Below are 21,828 nucleotides of genomic sequence, written 5' to 3'. Positions count from 1 at the left end.
ATATTCGCTATTATCCTATAATTTAGAATAACTCGCTAATTTTTATTGTTATATTTTAAATTGGGAAAAATTATGTTTGAACAAAAATAAATCACATATAAATTTTTCCTCTTATTTCTATTTCTTTATAGTTGATCTAACCCCAATACATCCGTCATATCAAATAATCCCTTTTCTTTTGTGGTAAGCCATTTGGCTGCTCGTACAGCACCATTAGCAAAAGTCATACGGCTAGAGGCTTTGTGAGAAATTTCTACTCGCTCCCCTTCATCTGCAAACCAAACACTATGCTCACCCACAACATCACCTGCACGAATGGTCGCAAAACCAATTTCATCACGTTTACGCTCCCCGGTAATCCCTTCACGAGCAAAAACACCGTGCGTTTTTAAATCACGATCTAAGACTTTAGCAATATGTTCACCCATTGACAGAGCCGTGCCTGATGGAGCATCAACTTTATGGCGATGATGGGCTTCAATCACTTCAATATCACAATAATCCCCCATCACTTTGGCTGCTTTTTCCAGTAGTTTAAACACTAAATTCACCCCTACGCTATAATTTGAGGCAAATACAATTGGAATATTTTTAGCCGCATTTTCAATGGCTTGCTTACCTTTATCATCAAATCCAGTGGTACCGATCACCATTTTTTTATTATTAGCAACACAAAATGCAATATGCTCTAATGTTCCCTCAGGACGAGTAAAATCAATTAATAAATCAAAATTATCCACTTGAGATTTAAGATCATCAGAAACAGCAATACCTAAAGTTCCAATTCCTGCTAACTCACCAGCGTCAGCACCAACCAGTGATGAACCTTTACGTTCAAATGCCACACTAAGCACGACGTTGTCACTATTGTTAATTGCACAAATCAGCTGACGCCCCATTCTTCCGCCAGCGCCTACTATTGCTATTCTTAATGTCATCATTTTTTCCTTAATAAATTTTGTAAATTTTTAAATAAATGTTACCGCTTATACTAATAATATTTTCCTTATTTGGCACTATTGGAAATGTAATTTATTCGCATATTTTGAGATGTATTTGTATATTCTACCAAAAAAATCATCACATTGAATTGGCGAGGCTTTTTTATCAGAATAAGTTAAATAAATACTTAAAGATAATGCAGATAAAATTAATATACTAGTGCTATTTTACAAATATTCATAAATATCATACCGCTTGGTTATTCTATCATAGTGTTATTAAATGATTTATACCCCATATTTTTATACCCAATTAAGTTATCACCATTTTATATCCCCCAACTACTTAATAACTTTTTTATTCCTCTTTCTAATTCTTCTTCACTTAAATCCCCAAAACCTAAAACAAACAATTGTTTATTTTGCCAATCTATTGGATAAATTTTAATTTTATCCTGCTCAGCTAACGCTACCAATTGTTTTGATGATCGAGTGTCTTTTATTAATTCGATTAATAAATAAAACCCTGAACTTTCTCCGTAATAACGTATTGTGTCGTGATATAGCGTTAAAATACGACAAAGTTGTTCCATTTTATTACGATAACGCTTTCGCATTCGATTAATGTGCTGTTCAAAAAATCCTTGCTGTATAAAAAGTGATACAATTTGTTGATCAAAACGTGAAACAGAACAATTAAAACTCTGTTTAATTGGCTGATAATCACTTAATAAGGATTTTGGTAACACCATAAAACTAATACGAATAGCGGGCATTAATAATTTAGATAATGACCCAAAATAAATCACTTTATCTGCTCGATCTAAACTTTGTAAGGAAGGAATAGGCTTTCCTTGATAACGAAATTCGCCATCGTAGTCATCTTCAATTAAATAACGACTTGGCTCAGCTTTCACCCATTCTAGTAGTTGTTGTCGCTGCTCAATATTTAGTACGCCACCAAAAGGGTATTGGTGTGAAGGGGTAATATAAGCAACATCAATCTTTTTTTGTAAAAAACTCGCTACATCTAACCGCTTACTTTGAGGCTCTAAAGGAAGTTTAATCCAATATTTTTGATAAAGTTTGAAAATATTCTCTACTACTCGATAACCAAAAGTTTCAATACCATAAATTAAAGTCTGAGAATGTTTTTTTTCAAATAAGATCATTAAAATTTGTAATAACTGCTCAACTCCTGAGGTTAAAACAATTTGCTCTGCTTCACACTGCACACCACGAGCCGTATTTAAATAATTGGCTAACTGCTCTCTTAAAATCTGATCTCCTTGAGGATCGTTTAAATGCAATAAATCGCTGTGATTTTTATTTAAGATCTTTTTATTTAGTTTTTTCCATTTTTCGAAAGGAAAATGACGGCTATCAATACGATTAGGATTAAAATCAAAACAATATTTTTTGCTTTTAGGCGGTATGATATTAATCATTTTTTGCAAATTTTTATTTGGATCTGACCGCTTACTTAATAATGTATCCCCTGCCTGCACATTCACAAAAAAACCAACCTTTGGCACACTTTCAATATACCCTTCAGCCATCAACTGTGAATAGGCGGTTTCAATGGTATTTTGACTAATCTGTAAATGTTGTGACAAACGGCGTTTTGAGGGTAATTTATCCCCTTTTTGTAAACGTTGTTCGTGAATGGCGTATTTAATTTGTTCAATTAATTGAATATAAAGAGGCTCAGTACTTGATTTATTTATAGTATAGGCAATAAGTTGCATAATTTTTATCCTCAAAATGCAATCTGACCTTATAAGTATATTTAAATCTGACACTTTTAACAAGTTCAATATTAACTAAAAATGATACGACATTTTTTGTTATCACTTAAAATAAGAGGAAATTAAAATGACAAACAGTATTATTGGTACAGACTTAGTAAAACGTGGGATGGCACAAATGCAAAAAGGTGGCGTAATTATGGACGTTGTCAATGCAGAACAGGCTCGCATTGCTGAACAAGCAGGTGCAGTGGCAGTAATGGCGTTAGAGCGTGTTCCTTCTGATATTCGTCAAGCCGGTGGTGTGGCTCGTATGGCTAACCCTAAAATTGTGAAAGAGGTGATGGCTGCAGTCTCTATCCCTGTGATGGCAAAAGCACGTATTGGTCATATTACAGAGGCTCGTATATTAGAGTCTATGGGCGTTGATTATATTGATGAAAGTGAAGTTTTAACGCCTGCTGATGAAGAATTTCATTTATTAAAAAGCAAATTCACCGTTCCATTTGTCTGTGGTTGTCGTGATTTAGGGGAAGCATTACGCCGTATTGGTGAAGGGGCTGCAATGTTACGTACTAAAGGTGAACCGGGTACTGGAAATATTGTTGAGGCGGTTCGTCATATGCGTAAAGTTAATGCTCAAGTACGTAAAGTGGTTTCTATGACTACCGATGAGTTAATGACAGAAGCAAAATTATTAGGTGCACCTTTTGAATTATTATTACAAATCAAAGAGTTAGGTAAATTACCTGTAGTGAACTTTGCTGCTGGTGGTGTCGCAACCCCTGCAGATGCTGCGTTGATGATGGAATTAGGTGCAGATGGTGTATTTGTCGGTTCAGGTATTTTCAAATCAGAAAGCCCTGAAAAATTTGCTAAAGCGATTGTTCAAGCCACCACACATTATCAAGATTTTGATTTAATTGCTCGTTTATCAGAAGATTTAGGTGAAGCAATGAAAGGGATCGAGATTTCAAAACTTAGCCTTGAAGAGAGAATGCAAGAGCGTGGTTGGTAATACCTAAGAGGATAAAATGACAGATACACAATTAAAAATTGGAGTATTAGCATTACAAGGTGCAGTGACTGAGCATATTGCCCAAGTTGAGTCACTGGGTGCGATCGGTGTAGCAGTAAAACGTATCGAACAGCTTGATGATCTTGATGGAATTATTTTACCGGGTGGCGAAAGTACTGCAATAGGTAAGTTAATGCGTCACTATGGATTTATCGAGGCTTTGCAAAATTTTGCTAAAAAGCGACCGCTATTTGGCACTTGTGCAGGTATGATTTTACTTGCTAAAAATATTGTAGGTGGTGAACCTTCACACCTCAATTTGATGGATATCACGGTGCAACGTAACGCATTTGGTCGTCAAGTCGATAGCTTTCAAACGGAGCTGGATATTAAAGGAATAAAAGAACCTATTCCTGCGGTCTTTATTCGAGCTCCTTATATTGCTAGTGTGGATAGTTCAGAGGTAGAAGTCCTTGCAACAGTAAATGAACAACCTGTTTTAGCCAAACAAGGTAACCTACTCGCTTGCTCTTTTCACCCTGAATTGACCACTAACACCGCTATCTTAAAACTCTTTTTAGCAATGATTTAAAAATTAATTAGAGTAAATCCAAGAGGCGAAGTTATCATTCGCCTCTATAAGATTCAAAAAAAGCTACCAATTCTTCCACCAAAACCTTTACTCGCTTTGGTAACTGCTTTTGTTCATTCCAAAGTACATAAATAGTGCGTTCTGGTATCTGCCAAGTAGGTAATAGTTTAATCAATTCCCCTTTTTTTAGTTCAGTTTGACACAAAATTTCCGGCACATAACTCAACCCTAGATTTTGCTTTACTAAATCAATACACAAACTAACTTCATTTACTTGTAAACGAGCTTTTGGAATAGTTAAATGAACCCTTTCATCGGTTTTTTCATTGGTCAAAACAATATTTGATAACGGTTGAGCCACCAGCCAATGGTGATGTTGTAGATCTAAAGGGTGATGTATTGGAGTATTATTTTGTAAATATTCCTTTGTTGCAACAATACAAGTCGGTGTTGTTGCCAAACGTTTTTGAATTAAATTTGCATTATTCTGCTTCCCTGTTCTTAATGCTAAATCAGCACCTTGTTCAAGTAAATTATCATTACAATTATTCAGCTGTAATATTAAATCAATGTCAGGATATTTAATTAAAAAATCATACCAAAAATTTGCCATAAAAAGTGATAAGTTTATTGGTGCTAATACTCGCACTGTACCACTAGCTTGAGTGGTATGTTGATGAATATCTTGTATATTTTGTTCAAGCATAGCCAAAATAGGCTGACATTTTTCAAAATAAGTCTCACCTTCTTGAGTGAGTTTAATTCCTCTAGAGCTACGATGTAGTAACTTACAATCAAGACTAGCTTCTAACCGTTGTAATCGTCTAGTTAGTGTTGAAGTAGGAATATTCATTTGAGTAGCAGCTTTTTGAAAACTACCTGATTTAACAATAGTGACAAATAAAGAAAGATTATTTAGCATTGCAAAAATGGAATTTAAGTTTTAAATTTTAGCTATTCTATCCTTTTTGCAACCTTGTTACAATACCACAATATTAACTTACAGGAGTAAAACAATGAATCTTAAATTCCGTTTATTTAATAGTGCAGTAATGTCTTTTTTATTATCTATGCTAATGACACTTTGGGTAACTTGGATAAATCTTGGTTTTGTTGATGATTTCTTATCACGTTGGCTAAAAGCGTGGGGACTCGCTTTCCCTGCGGCATTTATTTGTGTTTTGATTTTAGTGCAACCTGTTATGAAGTTTAGTAAAAAAATATTTGGTATAACAGAATAAAAAAACCGTTAGCAAAAACTAACGGCTTGATAATGTTTTGGAGTATTAAAACAATTCATTATTAGAACATTCTTGAGATTATATAAATTATTTTTAGGGAAAAAGTAAATTTCACCTATTGATTTTTTTAAAATCAATAGGTAAAAACTCCTATTTTAAATAATATCAATTGAATAACAGCATTTTATTGAGCTAACATTTCTCTTTTTCCTCTATTATCTGGCGTAGAAAGAATACCCTGCTCTTGCAATTGATCTAATATTCTTGCCGCTCTTGGAAATCCGATTGAAAATCTACGCTGAACGCCACTAGCAGAAGTCACACCTGAATCAATAACAAAAGCAACGACCTCATCAAATAGTGGATCCAACTCGCCACCCTCTCCAGAATTTCCTGATTGCTCATCGCTACTGGTTGATTCAACAATAGCATTAATATAGTTAGGCGTTCCTCTTGCTCGCCAATCATCGGTGATTCTTTCGACATCTTTATCTGTCATAAATGCGCCATGAACACGAATGATATCAGGGGTTCCCGCTGCGGAGTAAAGCATATCACCACGTCCCAATAAACTCTCTGCACCACCTTTATCTAGGATAGTTCTTGAATCGATTTGACTGGCGACTGTAAAGGCTATTCTACTTGGTACATTTGATTTTATTAATCCTGTAATAACATCTGCAGAAGGGCGTTGTGTCGCTAAAATTAGATGTATTCCAGCTGCTCGTGCTTTTTGTCCAATACGGATGATATATTCTTCAACTTGCTTTCCTTGTGTCATAATAAGATCTGAGAATTCATCTATAATAACAACAATATAACTTAATTTTTCTAAAGCGGGAGGAAGTTGATCCATAGAATCGCCAGGCTTCCATGTTGGATCAGGTATAGGAAATTTCATTGCTTCCGCTTGTTCTATCTTATCATTATATCCTTCTATATTACGGACACTAAGATGTTTTAACAGTAGGTAACGTCGCTCCATTTCATCGACTACCCAACGCAATGAGTTTACTGCTTTTTTCATATCTGTGACTACAGGTGTCAATAGATGAGGAATGTTGTCATAAATACTCAATTCGACCACTTTTGGATCAATCATAATAAAACGAACTTGTTCAGGTGTCAGTTTATAAAGTAAGCTCAAAATCATTGTATTTACCCCAACCGATTTACCTCCACCTGTTTGTCCTGCAACCAATAAGTGTGGCATTTTCGCCATATCTACCACAACAGCTTGACCGCTAATATCTTTACCAAGAGCCATTGGTAATTTCGCCTCAGATTGACAAAATTGAGGGCTTTCAAAAATATCTCTTAACCAAACTGTTTCACGATATGAATTTGGTGTTTCAATACCCATATAAGGTTTACCTGGCACAACATCTGTAATCCGAATAGCTTTAAACATTAATGCTCTAGCCAAATCGCTACCTATATTGATTACTTTTGAGGATTTCACACCTGGTGCTAATTGAATTTCATAACGAGTGACAACAGGACCAATTAAAACATCTTCAACTGTCGCTTTTATTCCAAAATCTGCCAATGCGTTTTCAATTCTAGTAGAAATTTCATAAATTTCTCGCTCTGTTATTTTTTGCTTTTCAACAGGCGGTTTATCCATTAAACGAATAGTAGGCAAGGGGGTGGTGGGTTTTGGTATTTTAGTATGTTGCTGTAATAACGGATGAACTAAAGTATTACCATATCCTTTTGGGTATTGTGGTTTATTTTCTTTTACCTTAACCGTTTTTTCTTCTACAGCGACTTGCTGTTTTTCAATAGATGGCGTATTTTTTATTGGTTCTTCTATATCATCATTTTGTATTTCTAATGTAGCTTCTGTCTCTGTATTTTCAATATCAAGATGTACTTGTGGCAAAATATCTTTAATAACTTCTTCTTCAAACCCAACCTTTGGATCATTCTGTTGAGGTACTCTATCTGCAATAGCATTATCTATAATTTGTTGTTTTATATTTACTTTAGGAATATCATCTACTTTTAGATTAACAGGAGTAGTTGTCGACTTAAAATCAAAATAGTCATCATCTTCTTGTTGTTGTATGACTTTTTCTACCTGTTCTACTTGCTCTTCATCATCTGCTTTATTTAACCCTATAATATTAGGTGTTGGGCGTGCAAATTGTGTGACATCCGTTAATTGATTTGTAATAAATTCGTCTTTCTCATTCTCTTTTTCAACCATATTATCATCTATTATCACATCTTCAGTTTTTAGTGATTTTTCTGAATTTTTTGCAAATTCTTGATCTAAAGTAACCGCTTGTGTTTCGTCTTCAACAACAGTTAACCAACGATAAAAATGGATCGCTAATGATGTAAGTACGTTTCCTAAACAAAAATAAAAACCAACTACAATAAATAAAATAGACACAAACAAAGCACCTACTTCACTGATTTGTGATGAAATAGTTTGCTTAAATATACCACCGATAAATCCACCAGAGATATAATAACCAAAATGAACAAATAATATATTCAATAGACCTGATAAACCTACAATAAATAATATAAAGCTCATCAATTTTAAAAATAAATACAACCAGCCAAATTTAGATTCTACGCCAAATAGAAGCCAATATAATGGTGCTAAAACTAAAGTAAATAAAACAATAATGGAAACCTGTCCAAAACTTGAAAACAATAAATCAATACTCCAAGCCCCAATAACACCTGCTTTATTTAAGACTTCTGTAGTGATATTAGTTGAAACTGACCAGCTATTATCTAATGGGCTATAGCTTAACAGAGCAACCATAAGATAAAGCCCCAATCCTCCAACCACAATTAATAAAAATTGGATTAATCTATCTTTTCCTTTCACATTCTCAATCACTTCAATTTCCTGCATCAGTAAATCACTTTATTTTCAAGGTTAAAACATTATGCAACTAACAGACCGCTTATTATCATAACAACAAGCGGTCTCTTTTTAGTACTTTTTTGCAAAATACTCTATTTATCCATTACTACTTTACCAATATAATCTAGATGGCGATGCTGTTGAGCATAATCAATACCATAGCCAACCACAAATTCATCGGGTATTTCAAATCCAACCCAATCAACGTCAACATTTACTTCTCGACGAGAAGGTTTATCCAATAATGTACAAATTTTTACGGAATGCGGTGAACGTAGCAATAACATTTTTTTTATTTTATCAAGAGTAAAGCCTGTATCAATAATATCTTCTACAATCAATACATCTTTACTATTTATTTCACCATCAAGATCTTTTAAAATTTTCACATCTCGATTAGACTCCATACTAGAACCATAGCTTGATGCTGTCATAAAATCGACCTCAACAGGCAAATCTAATAAACGAACTAAATCTGACATAAACATAAAAGAACCACGTAATAATCCAATAACCACTAATTTATTACATTGATTTTGTTGATAATATTCATTGATTTGCTGTGCTAAATCTCTAATTCTATTATCTATTTGTGATGTTGATAACAACGTCTCAATATGATATTTTTTCATTTATTAACCACCTGAAAGTTTTACTTTAAAATTTTTTTGCTCTAAAAACTGTTTGATAATGTCTCTTTTATCACCCTGAATTTCAATTGTCCCATTTTTTATAGAACCACCAGAACCACAACGTTTTTTTAACTCTTTTGCTAAATGCGTTAAGGCTTTATCTTCAAGATCTAAACCACTAATTACACAAACGCCTTTCCCTTTTCGTCCTGAGGTTTGTCGCTGAATACGAACAACACCGTCACCCTTCGGGGATTGCACCTGTTCTTTTTGAGGTTTAATTCGCCCTAATTCTGTCGAATATACTAATGTCATCTACCATTCCTAATGAAATAATGTTTAATTACAAAACGTATTTATAAGAACTACAACCCCCTGTATTCTAAAGCAAGAATAGTCTTCAAACAAGAAGCTTATGATTACCATAAGAAAATTACCTTGTGATCAAGATAAATACCCCTTATAATTTAACCATTATAATTATTAATTTATGAAATAAAATTAATTTATGAAATAAAATTAATTTATCTATTCTTAATAAGCAACAGGAGTAAATCTAAATGCAAAAAAAATCAATATTTTCGTGGTACTTTAATAGTAATCTACTTGTTAGAATACTATGTGGTTTAATTCTTGGTGGAATTGTTGGGATTTTATTTAGTGATAATAAAGATATTATCCCTTACATTTCTCCTTTTGGTGATGTATTTATTCGTCTATTAAAGATGATTGTACTTCCTGTTATTGTTGCAAGCTTAGTAGTAGGTGCAGCCAGTATTGAACCTTCTCGATTAGGTAAAATTGGGATTAAAATTTTAGCTTTTTATATTTTAACGTCATTTTTTGCTATTATCTTAGGACTCTTTTTTGGGCAGATTTTTTCACCGGGAGAAGGGTTAAATCTTGTTGGTTCTGCAGATGCTGTCGCAAAAACAACTACGGCTCCAACCCTAGTTGAAGTTTTTACTAATATGATCCCTAAAAATCCATTTGGTGCAATTTCAAATGGTAAAGTATTACCAACCATTATTTTCTGCCTATTCTTTGGTTTATCTTTAGCACATTGTCGTGAAAGCGAACAACAAAATATTAAAAAATCTGCAGAAGTTGTTTATAACTTTTTTGAAGGTGTAAATGAAATCATCTTTAAAGTGGTTGCTTGGATTATGCAGTATGCTCCAATTGGTGTTTTTGCTCTAATATTTACTGTATTCGCAAAAAATGGCAGTGCTGCATTTGGTCCTCTATTAGATGTGACAGGTACCGTTTATGCTGCCCTAATTACTCAAGGTCTTGTTGTTTATGGTGTATTAGCTGTATTGTTTAAACTTAATCCTTTCAAATTCTTTAAACGTATTATTCCGCCAATGGTTACTGCGTTTGTAACACGTAGTTCTGGTGGAACACTTGCCGTTTCAATGGAAACCGCTGAACATCAAATGGGTATTCATCGTAATGTTTATGGCTTCACTCTTCCTATTGGGGCAACCATAAATATGGATGGAACAACTATTTATTTAGGTGTTTGTGCAATGTTTATTGCTAACGCTGTTGGTATTCCTTTAGACTTCTCTGCTCAAGCAACTATTATTATAACCGCTGTATTAGCTTCTATAGGAACTGCTGGCGTTCCAGGTGCTGGTGCAATTATGCTTATTATGGTTTTAGAAAGCGTTGGTTTAAAAATAGAAGAAGGCTCTGCTGTAGCGGCTGCTTATGCAATGATTTTTGGTATTGATGCCCTTCTAGATATGGGACGTACATCAATGAATGTTGTAGGTGATATGCTTGGTACAACAGTCGTGGCTAAAAGTGAAAATGAAATGGATATGTCTAAATGGGAAGACTAACCACACCTAAAAGATTAGGTATTATGGGTGGAATGGGGCCAATGGCAACTGTAGATTTATATAGTAAAATTACGGCATTGACCCCTGCCAATTGTGATCAAGAGCATATTCCAATTGTAATTGACAGTTTCCCTCAAATCGAAGATCGTACAGCTTACATTTTAAATAAAAATGAAAGCCCTTTAGGTAAAATGATCGAATCAGCTACTCGCCTTGAAAAGGCGGGGGCTGAGGCTCTTTTAATCGCTTGTAATACCGCTCATTATTTTGCCGAACCAATTCAACAAAAAATTGACATTCCAATTATCAGTATTATTGATGCTGTTGTAGAAAAACTAAAAGATCATAATACTACGGCAGAACAAAAACTAAAGAAGATAGCTATATTAGCAACAAATGGTACGATAAAAAGTAAGCTATATCAGACGAAATTGGAATTGAGTGGGTTTGAGGTAATCAATATTAGTCAACCACAACAAGATACATTAATGGATTGTATCTATTTAGGAGCAAAAGCTGGTAAGGTTGAAAACTATCAGAACGATTTTCAGAAGCTTATTGATAATATAGAGGCAGATGCTTATGTTGCTGCTTGCACTGAAATTCCTTTATTTATCCCTAATTTAAAAGGTGAACACTATATGATTGATGCAACCCTTGAATTAGCAAAAAAAGCGATCAAATTTGCTTTATCCTAGTGCCGTTATTTACTTATATTTGAAATCATTATTAAATGATATTATCTAAACTTTGTACTGGCTTCATTGTTTCCCAATTACGGCAGGAAGGACAAAGCCAATGTAATAATGCGCCTTGATAACCACAGTTTATACAAAGATACTTATGTCGTTGCTGAATGCTATCTCCAACCATTTTATATAATAATATTAAGCTCTCTCGACCACTCCCTTCTGCCTCATCAATTTGATATTTAATAAAACGATGAAAGGTCACCATATTTGGGTAAAGTTTAATTTGCTCGTGCAATTTAGCTTTCGCAGACTCTTTCCCATCTTTCTTTTCTATACATTCAGTAAGTGCAATATCAATTGCACTATTATGTTTTTGTTGATTTGCTTTGAGTAAAAATCGTTCAAACTTTTCTGGCATATTTAAAGATAAATAGCAGTGTTTTATTTTAGTTAATACTTCACTAATATAATCTGCATCTTGTATTAATATGTACTCAAAATATTGTAACGCCTTTTCATAATTTTGTCTTGAAACATAATAATCCCCCAACAAAATAGAAGCTCTAGTACAATTTTGATTAATTTCTAACGCTTTGTTTAAACCATTGACGAATGGTTTCTCTTGTTTTTGAAGAATGTGGGCATATTCACAATAATAATGTGAAAGTGGAATTCGATCTGCTTTAGGGTTGAGTTTGATTAATTTTTTACCAACATTAATTCCCTTTTCCCATTCCTGAGTACGTTGATAAATATTCATTAATTGGGTTAACGAATGGATTGCAAACTCTGGTTCATCGATTAATTTGATATAATGACTTTCAGCTCTATCATAAAAACCTGCTTTCATAAAATCTTTGGCAAGTTGCTGTTTAACTAAAAGCTTTTGTTCTACTGAATAATTTAAATTATTATCAAGTTTCTGGTGTGTAATTAATGCTCGATCAACTTCCCCTCTAGAACGAAATAAATTTCCCAAGGTTAACTCTGCTTCAAATTGAGATTCAGAATTAATTTGTTCATCACTCTGTTCTTCCAGCATAGATAGGAAAAGATCAACCGCTTTTTCCTGTTGATTTGATAACAGAAAATTCAATCCTGTCATATAATCACGAGAAAATTTATTATTCTGTAAATCTAGTGTTTTTTTTACACTTCGTTGTCCCATATACCAACCATATAATGCTGCAATTGGTAACAATAGGAACAATAACTCAAGCATTATTTACTTAACCTTTCGATAAAGTCAATTCATCAATTTGTTTAGTTTGACGTTTTACTCTGTGATTTAGAGCAATATTTTTTACTCTTAATTTAAGATAAAAGAACCCAGTGATTAGCCAACCTAAAATTAAACCAAAACCAAACAGAATGGCAACTAAACTAGATAAACGTAACTCATTTTTTGCCAAAATATAATTAAATGAGATAATTTGATCATTATTTGCACCAATAGTAACGGCGACTAACACGATGGCAAAAACAATAACTAAGCCTATAATGTATTTCATTTTTTTCTCCTACTTATTTTATTTAAGTGTTATGGCAATCTTATTAACTAAAATCAACGCGTTCTTTAAGATCTTTTCCTGCTTTAAAATGTGGCACATATTTTGCATTTAACTTTACAGATTCTCCGGTTTTAGGATTTCTACCTACTCGTGGTTGACGATAATGTAAAGAAAAACTGCCAAATCCTCTTACTTCAACACGCTGTCTTTGTTCCAAAGATTCACTCATCTGCTCTAGAATTAATTTAACACTTTGCTCCACACACTTCACTTGAAGTTGAGGTAATTTATAGCTTAATATTTCAATAAGCTCTGATTTAGTCATAATTTATCTCCTCACAAGGAATAACGGATACATACAATTATGTATCCGTTTATATGAATTAATTATTCACTTTTTGCTGCGGCAAATGCTTCTGCAAACGCATTAGGAACTTCAACAGTTTCTTGTTTGTTTACTTTTGCTAATGCTGCTGATTCTTCAGCTTCATTTTTAGCACGAACAGAAAGATTAATAATACGAGCTTTACGATCAACACCTGTAAATTTAGCTTCAAGTTCATCACCAACACTAATTACTGTTGTGATGTCTTCCACTTTTTCATTTGTTGCTTCTGCTGCACGAATATAGGCTTCAACACCACCTGCTAATTCAACTTTAACACCTTTTACATCAACCTCAACCACAGTACCTTTAACGATAGCACCACGCTTGTTAGTATCAAGGAAGTTTGTAAACGGATCAGATTCTAGCTGTTTAATACCTAAAGAGATACGTTCTTTAATTGCATCTACTTGTAATACAACGGCTTCAACTTCATCACCTTTCTTGTAGTTACGAACCGCTTCTTCACCTGAAACATTCCAAGAAATATCAGATAAATGAACAAGTCCATCAATACCACCTTCAAGACCGATAAAGATACCGAAATCTGTGATAGATTTGATTTTTCCTGAAACTTTATCATTTTTAGCGTGAGTTTCAGCAAAATGATCCCAAGGATTAGCTTTACATTGTTTTAAACCTAATGAAATACGACGACGTTCTTCATCAACTTCAAGTACCATTACTTCAACAGTATCGCCAACGCTTACGACTTTAGAAGGGTGGATGTTTTTGTTTGTCCAATCCATTTCTGAAACGTGAACTAAACCTTCAACACCATCTAAAATTTCAACGAAACAGCCATAATCAGTTAAGTTAGTTACTTTACCTGTTAATCTGCTGTTTACTGGGTGATTTTCAGCAATAGCAACCCAAGGATCTTGACCTAATTGTTTTAAGCCTAAAGATACACGAGTACGCTCTTTCTCAAATTTTAATACTTTAACAGTAACTTCATCACCAACGTTTACTACTTCACTTGGATGTTTAACACGTTTCCATGCCATATCTGTGATATGTAATAAACCATCAACTCCACCTAAGTCAACGAATGCACCGTAATCAGTTAAGTTTTTGATAGTACCTTTAACTTCAGCACCTTCTTCTAAGCTTGCTAATACCGCTTCACGGTCAGCACTGCTTACAGATTCAAGTACAGCACGACGAGATACAACAACGTTATTACGTTTTTGATCGAGTTTAATTACTTTTAATTCTAATTCTTGACCTTCAAGGTTAATGTCACGTACTGGACGAACATCAACTAATGAACCAGGTAAGAATGCACGAACACCGTCTAGCTCAACAGTGAAACCACCTTTAACTTTACCGTTAACTAAGCCAGTCACAGATTCTTGTGCTTCAAAAGCTTTTTCTAATGCAGTCCATGCTTCATTGCGTTTAGCATCGCCACGAGAAACGATAGTCTCACCGTTGCCATCTTCTACCGCTTTAAGTACTACATCAACTTCATCACCAACTTGAACTTCTAATTCACCTTGAGCGTTAATAAATTCTTCAGCAGGGACGGCAGATTCTGATTTTAAACCAGCATCTACTAAAATAAAGCCTTTTTGGATAGCAACAACTGTTCCTTTTACCACATCACCTAATTTAGGTTCTGTTCCAGCTTGTAGTGATTCTTCAAATAATTGAGCGAAAGATTGAGTCATAATAAAATCTTCTTAAATAAAACATCCATTTTGCATCCTGCTTAATGGGGTTAATAACAAAAGTTCGACAATCCATTGTCAAACGAATAAAGTTTAAATCAAATCTATATATTTTATAGAAAAGACATTATATTTTAACTGCTTTTTGAATATAATCCAATGCTTGTTTAATAACTTCTTCAATAGATAAATTTGTAGAGTCTAATAATAAGGCATCAGTAGCAGGAACAAGAGGAGCAACCGCTCTATTGCGATCACGATCATCTCGTTCTTTAATTTCAGCTAAAATTTTGTCAAAATTAGCATTAAATCCTTTACTTTGCAACTGATTAACACGTCTTTTTGCACGTTCTTCGGCACTCGCATCTAAAAATAGCTTCACTTGTGCATTGGGAAAAACTACTGTTCCCATATCTCGTCCATCGGCAATTAAGCCTTTTTCAGTACTAAAATCACGCTGACGTTGTAATAATGCTTGACGAACTTTTGGATATGCAGCTACTTTTGACGCATTTTGACCCGCTTCTGCACTACGAATTTGATCACCCACATCTTCTCCATTTAAAATAACAACAACTTCTCCATTGCGAGGTATAAATTGAATATCTAATCCCGTAGCTAATTCAGCCAGTATATATTCATTATCAAACATAATATTTTTTTTCACTGCAGCCAACGCTAATATACGATACACTGCACCAGAATCTAATAAATCAAACTTTAATTGATTAGCCAGTGCATAACAAAGCGTACCTTTACCTGCTCCACTTGGTCCATCAACAGTAATTACTATATTTTTCATCATTTATCCTAATTTTGTAAATTTTTATCGAAATGTAACCGCTATTAAGATTCTGGAAACTCACCAATAGTGACCTGTAATAATTTTTCTTTTCCTTGTCTTAATACTAATACATCAACTTTGGTTCCTGGTTTTATTTCAGCAATTTCTTCCATCATTTGACGGGGAAATTCTGCTTCAATGTGACCAATACGTAAAATTATATCATTTGGCTCAACCCCACCTCTTGCGGCGGGACCATTTTCAAATACCGATGTTACAACAACACCCCGTTCTGCAACACCAAGTTGTTTTGCGGAGTAAAATAATTCTGTCCCTACACCAAAATAGCCTCGAATTACACGTCCATCACGAATAATTTTTGTCATTATTTTGTTGGCTAAAGTAATAGGAATAGCAAAATTTAATCCTTCTGCTATATCAATAGTATTTTTACCTAAACTTAGTGTATTAATACCTATCAACTCTCCTGCTGTATTAATTAATGCTCCTCCTGAATTTCCTTTATTAATTGACGCATCAATTTGAATAAAATTCTGTCTTCGTCCTTCTGATAACGCATTTCGCTCAATACCACTAATAATACCTTGCGTAATACTTTGTCCTAAATTAAAAGGATTACCAATAGCTAAAACAACATCACCAACACGAATAGGTCGTTTAGCATTTTGAGGAATAAATGGGAGATTTTTCGCTTCAATCTTAAGTACAGCAAGATCCGTTAAAGCATCAGAACCAACTAATTTGGCACTAAATACTTCGCGAGATTGTAATGCTACTAAAATTTGATCGGCATCTTCTATAACATGCTTATTGGTTAAAATATATCCTGATGCAGTCATTATTACACCAGATCCTAAATTACTTATTTGTAATCCATTATTTCCAGAAGCAAGATCAAAAGATTGATTATACACATTCACCACTGCTGGTGCGGCTATCTTGACGGCATTGTGATAACTCACAATAGAGGAAGCTTTATTTAAAGCTAATTGATTATTAACGTAAGGCGCTACAAATACAATTAAAGCGGCACAAAAGAGACCAAATCCTATTGCTTGTAATATTTTCTTTATCATCTTTTTTCTCTTAATATATTTCCGAAAGTATTATAACCTTTATATTTAATATCATATAGTTATTTTAACTGATTTAAATACTCTGTTGCACCTAAATTACGAATTTGTTTTATAATCCAGCGTTGTTTTTTACGCATTATTTTCCCTGGTTTATTTACTTTAAATATATGCGGATTGGGTAATGATGCGGCAAGTAATGTTGCTTCCTTTATATTTAATTGATTAGCGTGCTTCTTAAAAAAACGTAATGATGCAGCTTCTACGCCAAAAATACCGTTACCAAACTCTGCAATATTTAAATACACTTCTAAAATTCTTCTTTTATCCCATATTGCTTCAACCCCAAAAGTTAAAGGGATTTCCATCGCTTTTCTAATCCAAGAACGATCAGACCACAGAAATAAATTTTTAACCATTTGTTGGGATATTGTTGAAGCTCCTCGTATTTTTTGAGATTGTTGATTATGATTTAATGCTGATTGAATAGCATTAAAATCAATCCCATAATGCTCTTTAAACCGCTGATCTTCTGAAGCAATGGCTGCCATTTGCATTTGCCAAGCAATATTCTCAAGATTGACCCACTGATACTGAATATTATATGTTTTATTATCCCATAACGAAGTTACTTTTTTCTCAATCATATAAGCAGAATAAGGCACTGGAACAATGGAAAAAAATATTATTAATGTAAGAAAGAATACGCTAAATCGGCTAATCAAAAACCATAACGCACCTTTTATTGAACGAACGTTGATCGGAAGAAAAAAACGCAATAATGCACACAATATTTTTTCAATTTTACCGACTATCATTAAGTTTTTTATTTATCCATTCTAACATTTCTGGCTCAATTGTTTTTAACATATTTGAGCCTCTGGTGACTGTTGCAATGCTTGTATTTAATATTTGTTGTATTTCACGTTGAGATCTATCTTGATCGAGCAAAAGGCGTACTATTTGTACGCGTAATCCTAACGAACTTCGCTCATCTGCAGTAAGTAACATTGAGAGTAACTCTTCTGCTTTATTTTCTAAAGCAGCTTGTTCTAATAGTGAAATAAATTGTTGCCATTCCTTTTTATCTCGTGGATTTTGAAGCGATTTCATACTATTACCTATCATTATTGATAGCGGTAAGATATTGCAAAAAATTTACAACATCTTACCGCTAAAAAATACTTACTATTTTGTGCGTTGATCATCAACTTCCACGCCCTTTGGCACTTTAAATTTAAATTGATCCGCTTTAATATTATTGGTCGAAATATTTTTTAACATATAAAGATTACTTTGACCATTTTTTTCAATAGTACTAAATCCTTTTAATAATCCATAAGGATCAATTCTGATATCAAACTGCTGGATCGTACTCTTTTTAGATTTCGGTTTTAATACAAATGTATCTGAATTTTGTTTAATATCATATTGTTTCCAATTATTTGGGTCATTACTCGTTAACAAAATAAAAGGTGTATTATTGATAACATCTTCTATTCTATTTACTGTCACTTGAGCAACAAAAGGATCATAAAACCAGAGATTTTTGCCATCTGAAATAATTCTGTTTTCTTGAGGTTTCATTGTATCCATTCTAAATAAATTTGGCTGTTTAATTTGAAGTTTTCCACTCCCTTCTTGTACAACTTTCCCTTTCATTGAACGTACAATTTGAGTAAATTCAGCACTATATTGTGAAGATAAGCTTAATCGTTTTTGTAACTCTAATACTGCTGGTGTATTTGCCCAAGTATTTATAGCAATAAAACTAAATAGTACAGTAATGGCTATTTTAATTAATTTTTTATTCAATTTTTTATTCCTTTTTGATCTATCAGATACTTTTTTGAACCTTTAGCAAGACAATAGTTCAAAATGACTTTAACTTTCAAGTAGTATCGGAGTTTTATCTGTTGTTTTCAAACGATTATATCCTGAGTAATTTAATGGATAATAACACGCAAACTCTCGTTGCTTCACTCGATATAAAGGTGGTTTAGTAATACATTTCTTTTGAGCAAAAGGACAACGTCGTCCTAAACGACATCCTTTATAAATATGGCTTAATGTTGGAGTTGCACCACTTAGTGTTTTTAATTTCTCTTTAAATGGTCTTGGTAAAGAAAAATCAGGTACACTATAAAGCAATGCTGAAGTATAGGGATGATAAGGATTTTCCATTATTTTATCTTTACTTCCAATTTCAATATTTTGCCCACAATATAATATATTAAACGAATCCACCCACTTATGTATGCCTAAAATATCATTACTTGCTAATAAAATAGAGGTACCTAAATTCTTATTCATACTAGATAATAAGCGGTAAATTTGCAGTTCTGTTGTCGCTTCCATCATATTAGTAGGTTCATCTGCAACCAATAATCTTGGTTTATTCGCAATCGCCATTGCGATCATTACTTTTTGTGCTTCACCATTGGTTAATTCAATTGGATAGCTTTCCATTATATCTCGATGATCTTTAATTCCTACTCGATGTAATAATTCAATGGTTTTTTTCTTTTTCCAACCGAACCATTTCCACCATTTTCCATTAAAACGAATACTTTGAATAAGTTGTTTACCAATCGTTTTACTTGGATCTAAACTTGCATGAGGATTTTGTAAAATCATCGAAATATCATCTTTAATCAATTTACGACGTTGATAGGCTGAAAGTTTAAGCAATTCAATATTATCAAATCGAAATCGGTCCGCTTTTACTATCCAATTTTCTTTCTCCATTCCGCAAATAACTTTGACAATCAAACTTTTTCCAGAGCCTGATTCTCCAACTAATCCACAAATTTCACCTTTATCTAAAGTAAGATTGATATTATCGATCATTCTTACTCGTCCATTTTCGGTGTCAATATCAATAGTTAAATGACGAATGTCTAATAATGCCATAATATATCCAATTTACACTCTAATAACGATGCATTTCTAGTACACGAATAATACTATTACTTAACATTCTTACAATTAAAATCACCATAACAATAGTAATTCCCGGTAAAAAAACTGTCCAAGGTGCAATATAAATCAATTCCATAGAATCTCTAATCATCGCCCCCCATTCTGCGGTTGGATATTGTGCCCCTAATGAAATAAAGCTTAATGCACTAATATCTAAAATTGCTAAAACAAAAATATGTGATAACTCTTTTATCGCAACAGGCGTTAAATTAGGTAACACCACTTGTTTCACTAAATCCCATCGTGTTGCACCATCTAAATATAAAGTTACCACATACTCTTTTTTTAATTCTTTTTGCGTAACAAGATAAATTTTATGAATAAATTGTGGCAACATTGCTAAAAAAATCGCTATCATTGCATTGACTAAACTTGCTTCCAATAAAATAGCGATGATAATTGCAATAAGTAATGTTGGCGTAACCAAAAACGTATCAAATAAATGGTGTAATATCACAAAATAAGAGTGTGTTTTTGTTCCTGCTAATACACCCAAAATGCCACCAACAATAGCAATAGCGAGGGTAATAACCAATGCAGCCCCTGCGGTATAATAAAAACCGTATAGAATACGACTAAAAATATCACGACCGAGATCATCTGTACCAAAAAAGTGTTGAATTTGCCCAATCTCACTCCAAGATGGTGGCATTAATTCTAAACCAACAAACTGCTGTTGAGCTGAATAAGGTGCAATAATATAACCAAAAAATATTAAAAATAATAAAAGTGCAAAAAAATACACACTGATCAGTGCAACAATATCTTTTCGCAAAATTTTTAAAAATTGCAAAATATAAGCAGATTCTCTAAATTGTTCTACATTTTTATTTAACATACCAATCTTTTTTATTCGAAGGATCTAATAGCGTTGTGATAAAACTTGCTAATACATCCACTGTTAATATAAATAACCCAATAACAATAATACCTGCAGATATGGCATTATAGTCTTGCACTGATACTGCATTAATTAACCAATACCCAATTCCTCCCCAACTTACAACATTCTCAACTAACATTGCAAAGGCAAAAATTAAAATAATATTACGTGCAATTGCTGGAATAATCGGAGGTAGTACATTACAAACGATATGCATTCGCCATATTTTAAACCCCGACCATCCTTTTGTTCTCGCAACTTTAACATAATCTTTCTTCATTACATATATTGCTTGTTCTTGAGTCATTCTCATTACTTCTAACATCGCAGGAATAACCAAAATCAATGTAGGTAAAGCTAAATGACGTAATAAACTCTGCGCTATTTTTAATTTATAAGGTACATCAACTAAAAATATATCTACCAGCTTAAAATTGGTCACAACTGGAATTTCATAAATTGGATTAAGCTCCCCCACTGCTGCAATTTCCCACTGATTTATAGAAGAATAATAAAGTAAGATAATTGCTAACCAAAAAACAGGAAAAGCTAAACTTAATGAACCCAAAATAGATAGACTTTTACCCACAAGATTGTTTGAATTATAAGCAGACAAAAATCCCAGTGGAATACCTATAAGTAACGATAATAGAGTCACAGAAAAGCATAACGAAAGTGTTGCTGGGAACACTCTTAATATTTGATTAAATAACGGTTCACCTGAATTATAACTTATATCCAGATCTCCTCTTAACAAAGAAACAATATAATAAAAATAAGACTTTATACCGCCATCGTAAATCAGTAAGTTAAGCGGATCTTTTAATAAAATGGAGTAACTCATTATAGAAAGAATAAAAACTGTTACTGTAATCCAAAATAATTTACGAATAAAAATGAATAACATATCAA

General features: G+C 33.3%; 23 protein-coding genes. 5 read left to right on the top strand and 18 right to left on the bottom strand.

All coding sequences use genetic code 11. From position 1 onward, the window contains the following. Positions 1 to 125: 125 nt before the first annotated feature. Both dapB and pdxR read right to left on the bottom strand, forming a co-directional pair. Positions 126 to 938: a 4-hydroxy-tetrahydrodipicolinate reductase gene (dapB, locus tag KGI96_RS02975; RefSeq protein WP_211597490.1), complete on the bottom strand. Its 813-nt coding sequence runs from the start codon at positions 936 to 938 to the stop codon at positions 126 to 128. A gap of 332 nt (positions 939 to 1,270) precedes the next feature. Then, positions 1,271 to 2,689 (bottom strand): MocR-like pyridoxine biosynthesis transcription factor PdxR, encoded by a 1,419-nt coding sequence (pdxR, locus tag KGI96_RS02970; RefSeq protein ID WP_211597489.1) that lies wholly within the window; start codon positions 2,687 to 2,689, stop codon positions 1,271 to 1,273. Positions 2,690 to 2,816: 127 nt separating this feature from the next. Here pdxR and pdxS point away from each other — a divergent pair, with 127 nt between their 5' ends. Continuing rightward, positions 2,817 to 3,707 carry a pyridoxal 5'-phosphate synthase lyase subunit PdxS gene (gene pdxS / locus KGI96_RS02965; protein WP_211597488.1) on the top strand — a complete coding sequence of 297 codons (891 nt, stop codon included), beginning with the start codon at positions 2,817 to 2,819 and terminating at the stop codon, positions 3,705 to 3,707. A 16-nt stretch (positions 3,708 to 3,723) separates the two neighbouring features. Then, positions 3,724 to 4,299 (top strand): pyridoxal 5'-phosphate synthase glutaminase subunit PdxT, encoded by a 576-nt coding sequence (gene pdxT / locus KGI96_RS02960; RefSeq protein WP_211597487.1) that lies wholly within the window; start codon positions 3,724 to 3,726, stop codon positions 4,297 to 4,299. A gap of 34 nt (positions 4,300 to 4,333) precedes the next feature. Here the strand turns inward: pdxT and KGI96_RS02955 are convergent, their stop codons facing one another. After that, complete coding sequence (locus KGI96_RS02955; protein WP_211597486.1) at positions 4,334 to 5,221, bottom strand: LysR family transcriptional regulator; 888 nt, start codon at positions 5,219 to 5,221, stop codon at positions 4,334 to 4,336. A gap of 94 nt (positions 5,222 to 5,315) precedes the next feature. Here KGI96_RS02955 and KGI96_RS02950 point away from each other — a divergent pair, with 94 nt between their 5' ends. Continuing rightward, positions 5,316 to 5,540 (top strand): DUF2798 domain-containing protein, encoded by a 225-nt coding sequence (locus KGI96_RS02950; protein WP_211597485.1) that lies wholly within the window; start codon positions 5,316 to 5,318, stop codon positions 5,538 to 5,540. Positions 5,541 to 5,724: 184 nt separating this feature from the next. On the opposite strand, the gene KGI96_RS02945 is transcribed toward KGI96_RS02950, so the two are convergent. The 3 genes from KGI96_RS02945 to yciH form a co-directional block, all read right to left on the bottom strand. Further along, a complete protein-coding gene (locus tag KGI96_RS02945) occupies positions 5,725 to 8,418 on the bottom strand; it encodes a DNA translocase FtsK (RefSeq protein WP_211597484.1) in 2,694 nt (897 codons plus the stop codon). Between the two features lie 104 nt (positions 8,419 to 8,522). Beyond that, on the bottom strand, positions 8,523 to 9,062 hold the full coding sequence (gene hpt / locus KGI96_RS02940; protein ID WP_211597483.1) for a hypoxanthine phosphoribosyltransferase: 540 nt from the start codon (positions 9,060 to 9,062) through the stop codon (positions 8,523 to 8,525). A 3-nt stretch (positions 9,063 to 9,065) separates the two neighbouring features. Beyond that, positions 9,066 to 9,377, bottom strand: coding sequence for a stress response translation initiation inhibitor YciH (gene yciH / locus KGI96_RS02935; RefSeq protein ID WP_211597482.1), 312 nt, complete (start codon positions 9,375 to 9,377; stop codon positions 9,066 to 9,068). A 245-nt stretch (positions 9,378 to 9,622) separates the two neighbouring features. Here yciH and KGI96_RS02930 point away from each other — a divergent pair, with 245 nt between their 5' ends. Continuing rightward, positions 9,623 to 10,912, top strand: coding sequence for a dicarboxylate/amino acid:cation symporter (locus KGI96_RS02930; RefSeq protein ID WP_213156544.1), 1,290 nt, complete (start codon positions 9,623 to 9,625; stop codon positions 10,910 to 10,912). Next, positions 10,900 to 11,610, top strand: coding sequence for a cysteate racemase (gene cuyB, locus KGI96_RS02925; RefSeq protein ID WP_211597480.1), 711 nt, complete (start codon positions 10,900 to 10,902; stop codon positions 11,608 to 11,610). Before KGI96_RS02930 ends, cuyB begins: the two co-directional genes overlap by 13 nt. A 31-nt stretch (positions 11,611 to 11,641) precedes the next feature. On the opposite strand, the gene lapB is transcribed toward cuyB, so the two are convergent. The 12 genes from lapB to KGI96_RS02865 form a co-directional block, all read right to left on the bottom strand. Further along, positions 11,642 to 12,826 (bottom strand): lipopolysaccharide assembly protein LapB, encoded by a 1,185-nt coding sequence (gene lapB, locus KGI96_RS02920; RefSeq protein WP_211597479.1) that lies wholly within the window; start codon positions 12,824 to 12,826, stop codon positions 11,642 to 11,644. A gap of 7 nt (positions 12,827 to 12,833) precedes the next feature. Continuing rightward, a complete protein-coding gene (locus KGI96_RS02915) occupies positions 12,834 to 13,115 on the bottom strand; it encodes a LapA family protein (protein ID WP_211597478.1) in 282 nt (93 codons plus the stop codon). Between the two features lie 43 nt (positions 13,116 to 13,158). Further along, positions 13,159 to 13,440 carry an integration host factor subunit beta gene (locus KGI96_RS02910; protein ID WP_211597477.1) on the bottom strand — a complete coding sequence of 94 codons (282 nt, stop codon included), beginning with the start codon at positions 13,438 to 13,440 and terminating at the stop codon, positions 13,159 to 13,161. A gap of 62 nt (positions 13,441 to 13,502) precedes the next feature. Beyond that, entirely contained in the window at positions 13,503 to 15,173 is a 1,671-nt protein-coding gene (gene rpsA / locus KGI96_RS02905; protein WP_211597476.1) for a 30S ribosomal protein S1, read from the bottom strand. A 127-nt stretch (positions 15,174 to 15,300) separates the two neighbouring features. Further along, positions 15,301 to 15,975: a (d)CMP kinase gene (gene cmk / locus KGI96_RS02900; RefSeq protein ID WP_211597475.1), complete on the bottom strand. Its 675-nt coding sequence runs from the start codon at positions 15,973 to 15,975 to the stop codon at positions 15,301 to 15,303. Positions 15,976 to 16,019: 44 nt separating this feature from the next. Then, positions 16,020 to 17,054 carry an outer membrane-stress sensor serine endopeptidase DegS gene (gene degS / locus KGI96_RS02895; protein ID WP_211597474.1) on the bottom strand — a complete coding sequence of 345 codons (1,035 nt, stop codon included), beginning with the start codon at positions 17,052 to 17,054 and terminating at the stop codon, positions 16,020 to 16,022. Positions 17,055 to 17,113: 59 nt separating this feature from the next. Continuing rightward, the gene (gene mtgA / locus KGI96_RS02890) at positions 17,114 to 17,866 is read right to left on the bottom strand and encodes a monofunctional biosynthetic peptidoglycan transglycosylase (RefSeq protein WP_211597534.1); all 753 of its coding nucleotides are present in this window, start codon (positions 17,864 to 17,866) and stop codon (positions 17,114 to 17,116) included. Continuing rightward, the gene (gene trpR / locus KGI96_RS02885) at positions 17,856 to 18,164 is read right to left on the bottom strand and encodes a trp operon repressor (RefSeq protein ID WP_211597473.1); all 309 of its coding nucleotides are present in this window, start codon (positions 18,162 to 18,164) and stop codon (positions 17,856 to 17,858) included. The genes mtgA and trpR overlap by 11 nt, the downstream gene beginning before the upstream one ends. Positions 18,165 to 18,239: 75 nt before the next feature. After that, a complete protein-coding gene (gene lolA / locus KGI96_RS02880) occupies positions 18,240 to 18,866 on the bottom strand; it encodes an outer membrane lipoprotein periplasmic chaperone LolA (RefSeq protein ID WP_211597472.1) in 627 nt (208 codons plus the stop codon). A gap of 69 nt (positions 18,867 to 18,935) precedes the next feature. After that, complete coding sequence (locus KGI96_RS02875; RefSeq protein WP_211597471.1) at positions 18,936 to 19,964, bottom strand: oligopeptide/dipeptide ABC transporter ATP-binding protein; 1,029 nt, start codon at positions 19,962 to 19,964, stop codon at positions 18,936 to 18,938. 19 nt (positions 19,965 to 19,983) lie between these two features. Then, entirely contained in the window at positions 19,984 to 20,871 is an 888-nt protein-coding gene (locus KGI96_RS02870) for an ABC transporter permease subunit (RefSeq protein WP_211597470.1), read from the bottom strand. Then, entirely contained in the window at positions 20,861 to 21,823 is a 963-nt protein-coding gene (locus KGI96_RS02865; RefSeq protein ID WP_211597469.1) for an ABC transporter permease, read from the bottom strand. The genes KGI96_RS02870 and KGI96_RS02865 overlap by 11 nt, the downstream gene beginning before the upstream one ends. Positions 21,824 to 21,828 lie beyond the last annotated feature (5 nt).

The sequence above is a fragment of the Phocoenobacter atlanticus subsp. cyclopteri genome, assembly GCF_018343795.1.
GTDB classification, from domain to species: domain Bacteria; phylum Pseudomonadota; class Gammaproteobacteria; order Enterobacterales; family Pasteurellaceae; genus Phocoenobacter; species Phocoenobacter atlanticus.
This window is presented reverse-complemented; position numbering and strand designations above follow the sequence as displayed.

Bases quoted from the DNA above. Each gene is read 5' to 3' on its own strand.
- dapB (WP_211597490.1), bottom strand. From the start codon at position 938: ATGACATTAAGAATAGCAATAGTAGGCGCTGGCGGAAGAATGGGGCGT.
- pdxR (WP_211597489.1), bottom strand. From the start codon at position 2,689: ATGCAACTTATTGCCTATACTATAAATAAATCAAGTACTGAGCCTCTT.
- pdxS (WP_211597488.1), top strand. From the start codon at position 2,817: ATGACAAACAGTATTATTGGTACAGACTTAGTAAAACGTGGGATGGCA.
- pdxT (WP_211597487.1), top strand. From the start codon at position 3,724: ATGACAGATACACAATTAAAAATTGGAGTATTAGCATTACAAGGTGCA.
- KGI96_RS02955 (WP_211597486.1), bottom strand. From the start codon at position 5,221: ATGCTAAATAATCTTTCTTTATTTGTCACTATTGTTAAATCAGGTAGT.
- KGI96_RS02950 (WP_211597485.1), top strand. From the start codon at position 5,316: ATGAATCTTAAATTCCGTTTATTTAATAGTGCAGTAATGTCTTTTTTA.
- KGI96_RS02945 (WP_211597484.1), bottom strand. From the start codon at position 8,418: ATGCAGGAAATTGAAGTGATTGAGAATGTGAAAGGAAAAGATAGATTA.
- hpt (WP_211597483.1), bottom strand. From the start codon at position 9,062: ATGAAAAAATATCATATTGAGACGTTGTTATCAACATCACAAATAGAT.
- yciH (WP_211597482.1), bottom strand. From the start codon at position 9,377: ATGACATTAGTATATTCGACAGAATTAGGGCGAATTAAACCTCAAAAA.
- KGI96_RS02930 (WP_213156544.1), top strand. From the start codon at position 9,623: ATGCAAAAAAAATCAATATTTTCGTGGTACTTTAATAGTAATCTACTT.
- cuyB (WP_211597480.1), top strand. From the start codon at position 10,900: ATGGGAAGACTAACCACACCTAAAAGATTAGGTATTATGGGTGGAATG.
- lapB (WP_211597479.1), bottom strand. From the start codon at position 12,826: ATGCTTGAGTTATTGTTCCTATTGTTACCAATTGCAGCATTATATGGT.
- KGI96_RS02915 (WP_211597478.1), bottom strand. From the start codon at position 13,115: ATGAAATACATTATAGGCTTAGTTATTGTTTTTGCCATCGTGTTAGTC.
- KGI96_RS02910 (WP_211597477.1), bottom strand. From the start codon at position 13,440: ATGACTAAATCAGAGCTTATTGAAATATTAAGCTATAAATTACCTCAA.
- rpsA (WP_211597476.1), bottom strand. From the start codon at position 15,173: ATGACTCAATCTTTCGCTCAATTATTTGAAGAATCACTACAAGCTGGA.
- cmk (WP_211597475.1), bottom strand. From the start codon at position 15,975: ATGAAAAATATAGTAATTACTGTTGATGGACCAAGTGGAGCAGGTAAA.
- degS (WP_211597474.1), bottom strand. From the start codon at position 17,054: ATGATAAAGAAAATATTACAAGCAATAGGATTTGGTCTCTTTTGTGCC.
- trpR (WP_211597473.1), bottom strand. From the start codon at position 18,164: ATGAAATCGCTTCAAAATCCACGAGATAAAAAGGAATGGCAACAATTT.
- KGI96_RS02875 (WP_211597471.1), bottom strand. From the start codon at position 19,964: ATGGCATTATTAGACATTCGTCATTTAACTATTGATATTGACACCGAA.
- KGI96_RS02870 (WP_211597470.1), bottom strand. From the start codon at position 20,871: ATGTTAAATAAAAATGTAGAACAATTTAGAGAATCTGCTTATATTTTG.
- KGI96_RS02865 (WP_211597469.1), bottom strand. From the start codon at position 21,823: ATGTTATTCATTTTTATTCGTAAATTATTTTGGATTACAGTAACAGTT.